The 10,120-nt window shown below is 66.0% G+C and carries 10 protein-coding genes; 5 read left to right on the top strand and 5 right to left on the bottom strand.

Annotation, left to right across the window (positions count from 1 at the left end; genetic code table 11):
* Window positions 1-175: 175 nt before the first annotated feature.
* Window positions 176-1,561 (bottom strand): cysteine--tRNA ligase, encoded by a 1,386-nt coding sequence (gene cysS / locus ACE3N6_RS11085; RefSeq protein ID WP_374245740.1) that lies wholly within the window; start codon window positions 1,559-1,561, stop codon window positions 176-178.
* A 211-nt stretch (window positions 1,562-1,772) separates the two neighbouring features.
* Between cysS and ACE3N6_RS11080 the strand changes: the two genes are divergently transcribed.
* Genes ACE3N6_RS11080 through ACE3N6_RS11060 form a run of 5 tightly spaced genes read left to right on the top strand, consistent with a single transcriptional unit; the run spans window position 1,773 to window position 6,025 of the window.
* The gene (locus ACE3N6_RS11080) at window positions 1,773-2,936 is read left to right on the top strand and encodes a tetratricopeptide repeat protein (RefSeq protein ID WP_374245738.1); all 1,164 of its coding nucleotides are present in this window, start codon (window positions 1,773-1,775) and stop codon (window positions 2,934-2,936) included.
* A gap of 20 nt (window positions 2,937-2,956) precedes the next feature.
* Entirely contained in the window at window positions 2,957-4,132 is a 1,176-nt protein-coding gene (locus ACE3N6_RS11075; RefSeq protein ID WP_374245736.1) for a L,D-transpeptidase family protein, read from the top strand.
* Window positions 4,133-4,184: 52 nt separating this feature from the next.
* Window positions 4,185-4,754, top strand: a complete 570-nt coding sequence (locus ACE3N6_RS11070) for a peptidylprolyl isomerase (protein ID WP_374245734.1) — start codon at window positions 4,185-4,187, stop codon at window positions 4,752-4,754.
* A gap of 26 nt (window positions 4,755-4,780) precedes the next feature.
* Window positions 4,781-5,275, top strand: a complete 495-nt coding sequence (gene ppiB, locus ACE3N6_RS11065; protein ID WP_374245732.1) for a peptidylprolyl isomerase B — start codon at window positions 4,781-4,783, stop codon at window positions 5,273-5,275.
* Window positions 5,276-5,299: 24 nt separating this feature from the next.
* Window positions 5,300-6,025, top strand: coding sequence for a UDP-2,3-diacylglucosamine diphosphatase (locus ACE3N6_RS11060; RefSeq protein ID WP_374245730.1), 726 nt, complete (start codon window positions 5,300-5,302; stop codon window positions 6,023-6,025).
* A 48-nt stretch (window positions 6,026-6,073) separates the two neighbouring features.
* Here the strand turns inward: ACE3N6_RS11060 and ACE3N6_RS11055 are convergent, their stop codons facing one another.
* The 4 genes from ACE3N6_RS11055 to ACE3N6_RS11040 are packed head-to-tail and all read right to left on the bottom strand — an operon-like array spanning window position 6,074 to window position 10,116.
* Window positions 6,074-7,252: an O-succinylhomoserine sulfhydrylase gene (locus ACE3N6_RS11055; RefSeq protein ID WP_374245744.1), complete on the bottom strand. Its 1,179-nt coding sequence runs from the start codon at window positions 7,250-7,252 to the stop codon at window positions 6,074-6,076.
* 11 nt (window positions 7,253-7,263) lie between these two features.
* Window positions 7,264-8,793: an amidophosphoribosyltransferase gene (gene purF, locus ACE3N6_RS11050; protein WP_374245728.1), complete on the bottom strand. Its 1,530-nt coding sequence runs from the start codon at window positions 8,791-8,793 to the stop codon at window positions 7,264-7,266.
* A gap of 10 nt (window positions 8,794-8,803) precedes the next feature.
* A complete protein-coding gene (locus ACE3N6_RS11045; RefSeq protein ID WP_374245726.1) occupies window positions 8,804-9,295 on the bottom strand; it encodes a CvpA family protein in 492 nt (163 codons plus the stop codon).
* Between the two features lie 17 nt (window positions 9,296-9,312).
* Window positions 9,313-10,116, bottom strand: coding sequence for an SPOR domain-containing protein (locus ACE3N6_RS11040; protein WP_374245724.1), 804 nt, complete (start codon window positions 10,114-10,116; stop codon window positions 9,313-9,315).
* Between the last annotated feature and the right edge of the window lie 4 nt (window positions 10,117-10,120).

The following is a 10,120-nucleotide window of genomic DNA, read 5'->3' as shown; positions in this document are numbered from 1 at the left end:
ACCGAGAGCTTAAAAGCCAGGCTGTAATCCCGCTGGGTCCGCTTGTGCTTTGATTCCATTGACGCTTCCTTGCTACGGCAAAAAAGTGTCAAGCTATTTCAGGACGGGTCACCGCCAACAAAAAGGGCGCCTTGCGGGGCGCCCTTTTTGTTTCGTTTGCCTCGACCGGCTGGTCTCAGGCCCGCCGCCAGACGGTACCCTGCGGCGTGTCCTCCAGCGCGATGCCATCGGCGAGCAGCTCGGCACGAATGCGGTCGGCCTCGGCAAAATCCTTCGCCTTCTTGGCGGCGATGCGTGCGGCGATCCGCGCCTCGATGGCCGCCGCCTCGTCGCTGCCACCGGCCTCGACGCCGCCCTGCAGGAAGGCCGACGGCGCCTGCTCCAGCAGCCCGAGCACGCCACCCAGAGCCTTGAGCTGGGCCGCGGCCTCTGCCGACTGGCTGCGGTTGACCTCGTTCGCCAGATCGAAGAGCACCGCGATGGCCTCGGCCGTGTTGAAGTCGTCGTCCATCGCCAGCTTGAAGCGGGCCGGCATCGGCGCAGACCAGTCGATCTCACCCCCCTCTGCAGCCGGCACATTGCGCAGCGCAGTGTAGAGCCGCGACAGGGCCTGACGCGCATCGACCAGGTGAGCGTCGGAATAGTTGAGGGGGCTGCGATAGTGGGCGCGCAGGATGAAGAAACGCACCACCTCCGGCGCGTACTCCTTCAGCACGTCGCGGATGGTGAAGAAGTTGCCGAGGCTCTTCGACATCTTCTCGTCGTCCACCCGCACGAAGCCGTTGTGCATCCAGTAATTGACGAAGCTGCACTGGTGCGCGCCCTCGCTCTGGGCGATCTCGTTCTCGTGGTGCGGGAACTGCAGGTCGGCCCCGCCACCGTGAATATCGAAGTGATGCCCCAGCAGCTCGGAACTCATCGCCGAGCACTCGATGTGCCAGCCCGGCCGGCCCGGCCCCCAGGGCGAGGCCCACTTCACCTCGTCGGGCTCCTCCGGACGGGCGTGTTTCCAGAGCACGAAGTCGAGCGGGTCGTGCTTGCCGCCGGCCACCTCGACGCGCTCGCCGGCCCGCAGCTCGTCCAGCGACTTGCCGGACAACTTGCCGTAGCCCTCGAACTTGCGCACCGCGTAACACATGTCTTCATTGGTCGCCTTGTAAGCGAGACCGTTGTCCACCAGATTACCGATCAGCTTCTGCATCGGCTCGACGAACTCGGTCGCCCTTGGCTCGTGATCGGGCCGCAGCACCCCCAGGGCGTCCGCGTCCTCGTGCATGGCGGCGATGAAGCGATCGGTAAGGACGCGGATGCTCTCGCCGTTCTCCTGGGCGCGCTTGATGATTTTGTCGTCGATGTCGGTGATGTTCCGGACGTACGTGACGTTATAGCTGCTGGCCCGGAGCCATCGCGCAACCATGTCGAAAACCACCATCACCCGGGCGTGTCCGAGGTGACAGTAGTCGTAGACCGTCATGCCGCAGACGTACATGCGCACCTTGCCGGGTTCGATGGGGGTGAACTGCTCCTTTTTGCGCGAAAGGGAGTTATGAATTTTCAACATGAGAAAGACCGCAATGAAACCGAGTGAAAGAAGGGAACGGGACAGGATGCAGCCGGAGACGCGCCCAGCCGGGCAGGCGTACTCATCCGGCGACAGGGAATCGGGGGGCGCGCATGGTCGGCGACTGCGCTTCTTGATAAAATGGCTGGCTTGTAGCAACCCGACCAACACGCCATTTCGCGCGCCCGCGTACGCCGGCGGATCATATCACATGTCAAAACGTGCTCTCGCCGCCTCCCTGCTCCTGGCCACCCTGTTTTGCGGGCCCGCCCGGGCGGATTCCCTGCAGGATCTGCAAACCCTCGTCAAACAGGGGCAGCTTACCCAGGCCCTCGAAAAAGCCGATCAGCTCCTCGCCGCCAAGCCGCGGGATGCGCAGGTGCGCTTCCTGAAGGGTGTCGTGCTGTCCGAACTCAACCGCGGCGGCGAAGCCATCGCGGTCTTCCAGAAGCTCACCGAGGACTACCCGGAGCTTCCCGAGCCCTACAACAACCTGGCCGTGCTCTATGCCCAGCAGCGCCAGTACGACAAGGCCCGCAACGCGCTGGAGATGGCGATCCGCACCCACCCCAGCTACGCCACCGCCCACGAGAACCTGGGCGACATCTACGCCCGTCTCGCCAGCCAGGCCTACGACAAGGCGCTGGCCCTCGACTCCTCCAACACGGTCGCCCAGAACAAACTGGCGATGATTCGCGAGATGATGAGCGTCACCGGCAAGACGACCCGCCCGCCCGCGCCGGTTGCCGCAGCGCCGGCGAGCAAGCCGGCTGCAGTGGCTGTCGCCGCGCCGACGCCCGCGCCCGTCGTGCCGGCCGCCAAGCCGGTTGCGCCACCGCCGGTTGCCGCCTTGGCTACGCCAGCGCCCGCCCCGGCCAAGCCCGCCGCCGCGCCGGTCGCACCGCCAGCGCCCGCTCCCGCACCGGCAGCCAAACCTGCAGCGCCGGCCCCGGTCGCCGTCGCGCAGGCACCTGTCGTCAAGGAAGAACCCAAGCCCGCCAAACGCCCGGAGCCCAAGGACGACACCCCCGCCCAGGCCGCGGCGATCGCCAAGTCGGTCCAGAGCTGGGCCGCTTCCTGGTCGCGCAAGGACGTCAAGGGCTACCTGGGTCACTACGCCCGGGATTTCGATCCGCCGAAGGGGCTCAACCGCAAGGCCTGGGAAGAGGAGCGCAACCAGCGCCTCACCAAACCGGGTGACATCGAGGTCAACCTCGAGAACGTGAAGGTCGTCAGCGTCTCGGGCGATCGTGCAACCGTGAAGCTGCGACAGCACTATCGCTCCGCCAACTTGTCCACCTCCTCGAACAAGACACTCAATCTTGTCCTTCAGGATGGCAAATGGGTGATTCAACAGGAGCGGGTTGGCGGTTGATGCAGCACTTGCAGTCTGCGTTGCGCAGAGGGCTCGCACTCCTCCTGACGTGCGGGCCGCTGCTGGCTCTGGCGGCCGGTGAGGCGCCCGCGCGCAGCAGCGATCCCGACGCGGCGCTGGGCGCGGTGTTCCAGGACATCGAGCGGAGCCGGCTCGACAGCGCCCTCGAGAAGATCGATGCGCTGATCAACGCCTATCCCAATTTCCGCCTGGCCCACCTGATCCGGGGCGATCTGCTGCTCGCCCGGGCCCGGCCCCTGGCCACATTTGGCAATCAACCCGACGCGCCGGCCGACAAGCTCGCCGACCTGCGCGAGGAGGCCGTCGCCCGCCTCAAGGCCTACCGCAACCGCCCGCCCAGCAACTACGTGCCGCGCTACCTGTTGCAGATGGAACCGGAGCAGAAGTACGCCATCGTGGTGGACACCCAGCGGGCCCGCCTCTACATCTACCAGAACGACAACGGGCGGCCCCGCTTCGTGGCCGACTACTACATCAGCCACGGCAAGCTCGGGTCCGAGAAGCTGCGCGAGGGCGACAAACGCACGCCGGTCGGCGTCTATCACGTCACCGCCAACCTACCCCGCCAGAAGCTCTCCGACTTCTACGGCAACGGCGCCTTCCCGATCAGCTACCCCAACGAGTGGGACCGCCAGCAGGGCCGCGACGGCCACGGCATCTGGCTGCACGGCACGCCCAGCGACACCTATTCCCGCCCGCCCCGCGCCTCCGACGGCTGCGTGGTGCTCACCAACCGCGATCTCGACGCCCTCGCCAGCTACCTCCAGATCGGCCTGACGCCCGTCATCATCAGCAACACCGTCGAGTGGCTGAGCGTGGACGATTGGGCTGCCGAACGCGCCGCCCTCAACCGCCAGATCGAAAGCTGGCGCAAGGATTGGGAGAGCCGCGACGTGGATCGCTACCTGGCCCACTACTCGAAGAGCTTCCGCAATAACGAAGGCGGCTACGACCGCTGGGCCGAACAGAAGAAGGCCGTCAATGCCAGCAAGAGCTGGATCAAGGTCCAGCTCGACAAGGTGAGCGTCTTCCGCAGCCCCGGCAAGCAGGATCTGGTCGTGGTCACCTTCGAGCAGGATTACCGCAGCAACAACCTCTCCAACGTCCTCAAGAAGCGCCAGTACTGGCTCAAGGAAGGCGGGCGCTGGAAGATCGTCTACGAAGGTTTCGCCTGATCCGCTGCCCCAGCCGGCAGCGCTATTCCCCTCCCCACAGGAAAGCCCCTCCATGAACAAGATTCTGCTCGCCGTTGCCCTCGCCAGCCAGGCGCTGATCGCTGCCGCTGCCAACCCCCTGGTCGAGATGAAGACCAGCGCCGGCACCATCGTGCTCGAACTCTACCCGGAAAGCGCCCCCAAGACGGTCGCCAACTTCCTCGAGTACGCCAAGAGTGGCTTCTACGACGGCCTCGTCTTCCACCGGGTCATCGACGGCTTCATGATCCAGGGCGGCGGCATGAACGCCAAGATGGAAGAGAAAGCCACCCGCGCCCCCATCGAGAACGAAGCCAAGAACGGCCTCAAGAACGACGCCGGCACCATCGCCATGGCCCGCACCCAGAACCCGCACTCCGCCTCCGCCCAGTTCTTCATCAACCTCGAGAACAACCGCGCCCTCAACTACCCGTCGCCCGACGGCTGGGGCTACGCGGTGTTCGGCAAGGTCACCGACGGCATGGACGTCGTACGCAAGATCGGCAAGGAGCCCACCACCACCCGCGGTTTCCACCGCGACGTGCCGGCCACCCCGGTCCTCATCCAGTCGGTCCGCCAGCTGCCCGAAAAGCCCGCCAAGTAACCCCACTTTCCCAACAGGAGCACCTCATGGCTGTCAAACTCACCACCAACCACGGCGACATCGTCATCGAACTCGACGCCGACAAGGCCCCGGAAACCGTCAAGAACTTCCTCGCCTACGTCGAAGCCGGCCACTACGACAACACCATCTTCCACCGCGTCATCAACGGTTTCATGATCCAGGGCGGCGGCTTCGAGCCCGGCATGAAGCAGAAGGCCACCCAGGCCCCGGTCAAGAACGAAGCCAACAACGGCCTCAAGAACGAAGCCGGCACCATCGCCATGGCGCGCACCCAGGATCCGCACTCCGCCACCGCCCAGTTCTTCATCAACGTGGCCGACAACGACTTCCTCAACTTCAAGGCCGAGAACGTCCAGGGCTGGGGCTACTGCGTGTTCGGCAAGGTCTCCGAAGGCATGGACGTGGTCGAGAAGATCAAGGGCGTGAAGACCGGCAACGCCGGCTTCCACCAGGACGTGCCGAAGGAAGACGTGGTCATCCAGCGCGCCGAAGTGGTCTAAGCAGCCAGGCGGGGCGAACGACGCATGCCAATCCATTTCATCTCCGATCTGCATCTGGGTGCCGACCGCCCTGCCCTCACCGCGCTCTTCGAGCGCTACCTCGCCGGCCCCGCCCGGGCCGCGAGCCGGCTTTACATCCTGGGCGACCTTTTCGAATACTGGGCCGGCGACGACGATCTCGACGACCCGCTGAACACCCGCGTCGCCGACCAGCTCGCCGCCCTCGCGGATGCCGGCACGCAGGTCTTCTTCATGCCAGGCAACCGGGATTTCCTGATCGGCGGCGACTTCGCCCGCCGCGCCCGGCTCACCCTGCTGCCCGACCCAAGCCCGCTCGACCTTGACGGCCAGCCGGCCCTCCTGTGTCACGGCGACAGCCTGTGCACCGACGACCTCGCCTACCAGGCCTTCCGCCAGCAGGTGCGCAACCCCGCCTGGCAGGCCCAGTTCCTCACCCAGCCCCTGGCCGTGCGCAAGCAGATCATCGCCGGCGTGCGCATGAAGAGCGAGGAAGCCAAGTCCGAGAAGGCCGCGGCGATCATGGACGTGAACGCCGACGCCGTCGCCGCCCTCCTCCGGGCGCACAGCTTCCCGCGCCTCATCCACGGCCACACCCACCGCCCGGCTGTGCACGCCATCGACGTGGACGGGCACGCCTGCGAGCGCTGGGTGCTCGCCGACTGGCAGGACGACCAGGGCGAAGTGCTGGTCTGGGCTGATGGGCAACTCACCCGCCACACCCTGAAATGAAAAACGGCGCCCAACGAGGCGCCGTTTCTCTTTGAGCGAACAGGCGAATCAGGCGCCGAGCTTGGCCAGCCCCCGGGCCAGATCGGCTTTCAGGTCTTCGACCGCCTCCAGGCCCACCGCAACCCGCAGCAGGCTCTCGCGGATACCGGCAGCCTCGCGGGCCTCCGGCGAGATCCGGCCATGGGTGGTGGACGCCGGGTGAGTGAGGGTGGTCTTGGTATCGCCCAGGTTGGCGGTGATCGACACGACACGGGTCGAATCCACCACCGTCCAGGCTTCCGCGCGGCCGCCCTTCACTTCAAAACTCACGATCGCCCCCCCGCTGCGCTGCTGGCGCTGGGCCAGCTCGTACTGGGCGTGGGAAGGCAGGCCCGGATAGAACACCCGCGCCACCTGCGGCTGGGCCTCCAGCCAGGTGGCCAGTTCGAGCGCGCTGGCGGATTGCGCCGCCATGCGGATCTTGAGGGTTTCCAGCCCCTTCAGGATCACCCAGGCGTTGAACGGCGAGATGCACGGGCCGGCAGTGCGCAGGAACTTCAGCACCTCGTCCACCAGCACCTTGCTGCCGCACACCGCGCCGCCCAGCACTCGGCCCTGGCCGTCGAGGTACTTGGTGGCGGAATGGATCACCAGATCGGCACCCAGCTTGAGCGGCTGCTGCAGCGCCGGCGAGCAGAAGCAGTTATCCACCGCCAAGAGGGCTTTGGCCTCGTGGGCGACGGCCGCCACCGCGGCGATATCCACCAGCTCGGTGAGCGGGTTGGACGGCGACTCGATGAAGAACAGTTTCGTCGACGGCGTGACCGCAGCGCGATAGGCGTCGAGGTCGGTAGCCGGCACGAAGGTCGACGCGATGCCGAAGCGCGACAGGATGTTGCCGAAGAGCTGCTGCGTGGCACCGAACACCCCGCGGGACACCACCACATGATCGCCCGCCGACAGCAGCGCCATCACTGTGGAGAGGATCGCCGCCATGCCGGACGCCGTCGCAATGCAGGCCTCGGCCCCCTCCAGCGCCGCGAGGCGCTGCTGCATCGCGGTGACCGTCGGGTTGGTGAAGCGGGCGTAGACGTTGCCCTCCTCCTCGCCGGAGAAGCGCGCAGCGGCCTCGGCCGCGCTGTTGAAGACGAAGCTCGAGGTGAGGTACAGCGCCTCGGCGTGCTCGTTGAACTGGCTGCGCTCGATGCCAGCGCGAATCGCCAGGGTATCCGGATCGAGGCCCTGCATCGGATCGTGACTCAAGTTTCGCTCCGGGAGACGAGGTTCAGGTCCATCTGACCGCCACCCTCTTCGGAAGCCGGCTTGCTGGCCGCGTCGTTGCGCTGGTTCTCGACGCCCGACAGGTACTCGTCGGTGACGTCGCCGGTCACGTAGCAGCCGTCGAAGCAGGAGGTCTCGAACATCGAGATGGAGGCGTTGATGGCCTGAACGGCCGCCTTGAGGTCGTCGAGATCCTGATAGATCAGCGCGTCGGCACCGATCTCGCGGCAGATTTCCTCTTCGGTACGGTTGCTGGCGATCAGCTCGTTCTTGGTAGGCATGTCGATGCCGTACACGTTGGCGTAGCGAACCGGGGGTGCCGCCGAGGCCATGTACACCTTGGTCGCACCGGCATCCCGCGCCATCTGGACGATCTCGCGGCTGGTGGTGCCGCGCACGATGGAGTCATCCACCAGCAGCACCGCCTTGCCCTTGAACTCCTGGTGGATCGTGTTGAGCTTCTGGCGCACGGATTTCTTGCGGATCGCCTGCCCCGGCATGATGAAGGTGCGGCCGATGTAGCGGTTCTTCACGAAGCCTTCCCGGTACGGCACGTTCAGGTGATGGGCCATTTCCATCGCCGACGGACGGCTGGAGTCGGGAATCGGGATCACCACGTCGATCTTGAGATGGGGCATCGTGGCGCGCAGCTTGCGGGCCAGGAACTCGCCCATCTTGATCCGCGCGTCGTACACCGAGATGCCATCGATCAGCGAATCGGGACGAGCCAGGTAAACGAACTCGAACATGCACGGCGCCAGCACGGTGTGACCGGCACACTGACGGCTGTGGAAGCGGCCTTCGGTGTCGATCAGGATCGCCTCGCCCGGCGCCACGTCCCGCACCAGCTTGAAACCCATCACGTCGAGGGCGACGCTCTCGGAGGCCACCAGCCACTCGGTGCCGTTGGGGGTGTCGTTGCGGCCGATCACCAGCGGACGGATGCCGTAGGGGTCGCGGAAAGCCAGCAGGCCGGTGCCCGAGATCATCGCCACGGTGGCATAGGCACCCCGGCAGCGACGATGCACGCCAGCCACGGCGGTGAACACGGTTTCCTCGTCCAGGCGGAAGCTCTTGGCAGCGGCCTGAAGCTCGTGGGCCAGCACGTTGAGGAGCACCTCGGAGTCGGAGTTGGTGTTGATGTGCCGCAGATCCGACAGGAACATCTCCCGCTTCAGCTCTTCCGAGTTGGTGAGGTTGCCGTTGTGGGCCAGCATCAGGCCGAACGGCGAGTTCACGTAGAAGGGCTGCGCCTCGGCAGCGGCCGACGCCGAACCGGCGGTCGGATAACGCACATGGGCGATGCCCCAGTTGCCGGGCAGATCGCGCATGTTGCGGGTACGGAACACATCCCGCACGAGGCCGGAGCCCTTGTGCATGTGGAAGCGCCCGTCCTGCGACGTCGCAATGCCGGCAGCGTCCTGCCCACGGTGCTGGAGCACCTGCAGGCCGTCATAAAGAAGCTGATTGACGGGTGTCGTTGCTACTACGCCCAGAATCCCACACATTTCAAACCACCTATCGGTATCGAAGTCTTTTTGCCAGCGGCTCAGGGAGCCAGGGTCGGGAAGCGCTCACGGCGGTCTCGAGGGGTGCCGACAGGCTGGCCTCCCGCCACCACGCTTCCTTCGCGAATCCGCCGAGTCCGACGAGCAACGCCATTGCAAACACGATCAGACCGCCTCTCGCCGCGCCGAAGCAGGCTCCGAGAAGACGGTCGGCCACCCCGAGCCCGGCTGCACGAATCAGTTCGCCCAGCATCCAGCGCAGGATCGCCACAAGAATGAGTACGACCACAAAAATGGTCAGAAATGCCACCGGCCCCTGCAGAAGCGGCTCGCGCACCCAGTTGGCCAGCAGCGGCTGCACTTCGGGCAGGAAGGCCCTGGCCGCCATGAAGGCAAGCACCCAGGCCCCGAGGGCGATGATTTCCGAAAGCAGCCCGCGCCAGAAACCAAGCAGGGCGGATAGCCCCACGAGGCCAAGCAGCACGTAATCCAGTCCGGTCAAGGTTCGTCACGTCCGGACTACTTGGCCGCCACGGAAGCCTGCACGCCCAGTATCTTCTGGATCCGGGCAGCCGCCTTGTCGGCCGCAGCCTTGTTGGGGAACGGGCCGGCGCGCACGCGCACCTTGTCGCCCACGGTTTCGGTGTAAGAGGGGTAACCTTCGGCCTTGAGCTTGGCCCGCAGGATGGCCACGTTGCCCGCTTCGCGGTAGGCCCCGAGGGACAGCACGTGGGGTTTGGCGACTTCGTCCTTGGGGCTGGCGCCGGCCAGCAGCGCCTTGGCGCGCTCGGCTTCGGCCTGAGCCTGGGCTTGGGCCTTCTCGCGCTCCCGCTCCTTCTGCTCCTTCTCCTTCTGCTTGGGATCGGGCTTGGGCGGCTCGGGCTTCTTCGGCTCGGGCTTGGCTTCGGGCTTCGGCTCAGGTTTCCTGGGCTCGGGCTTGACCAGCTCGGCCTTGGGCGGATCGAGCTTGCGCGGCGGGGGGATGAGTTCCTCACCCGGCTTGAACACGGGACTGCCCTGCTCCAGATCGGGCTTGCGACCGGACTGGGGCTTTTCGTCGACGACCGGCGCGGTACTTTCCTCGGCGATCACGCCGGCGACGGGCTGGCTCGGCGCAGGCGCCTTGCCGGCGATGACGCGGGAGGTGAAGTTGCTGCCCTCCTGGCTGGGAATGCGGATCTGCACATCCTGGGACGGCGGCCGGGGCTCGTGATCCATGACCATCGGCAGCACGATGGCCGCCGCCAGCGCCAGCGCGGCAGAGCCCACCAGGCGCCGACGGGCACGTTTTTTCAGGTCGATCTGGGAATCGTTGTCGGCCATTCTT

This window comes from Zoogloea sp., assembly GCF_041904905.1.
Classification (GTDB): domain Bacteria; phylum Pseudomonadota; class Gammaproteobacteria; order Burkholderiales; family Rhodocyclaceae; genus Zoogloea.
Note: the sequence above shows the minus strand (reverse complement) of the source record. Positions and strands in the feature narration are given on the sequence as shown.

Coding starts and splice junctions, on each gene's coding strand:
- cysS (WP_374245740.1), bottom strand. CDS start 1,561: ATGTTGAAAATTCATAACTCCCTTTCGCGCAAAAAGGAGCAGTTCACC.
- ACE3N6_RS11080 (WP_374245738.1), top strand. CDS start 1,773: ATGTCAAAACGTGCTCTCGCCGCCTCCCTGCTCCTGGCCACCCTGTTT.
- ACE3N6_RS11070 (WP_374245734.1), top strand. CDS start 4,185: ATGAACAAGATTCTGCTCGCCGTTGCCCTCGCCAGCCAGGCGCTGATC.
- ppiB (WP_374245732.1), top strand. CDS start 4,781: ATGGCTGTCAAACTCACCACCAACCACGGCGACATCGTCATCGAACTC.
- ACE3N6_RS11060 (WP_374245730.1), top strand. CDS start 5,300: ATGCCAATCCATTTCATCTCCGATCTGCATCTGGGTGCCGACCGCCCT.
- ACE3N6_RS11055 (WP_374245744.1), bottom strand. CDS start 7,252: ATGCAGGGCCTCGATCCGGATACCCTGGCGATTCGCGCTGGCATCGAG.
- purF (WP_374245728.1), bottom strand. CDS start 8,793: ATGTGTGGGATTCTGGGCGTAGTAGCAACGACACCCGTCAATCAGCTT.
- ACE3N6_RS11040 (WP_374245724.1), bottom strand. CDS start 10,116: ATGGCCGACAACGATTCCCAGATCGACCTGAAAAAACGTGCCCGTCGG.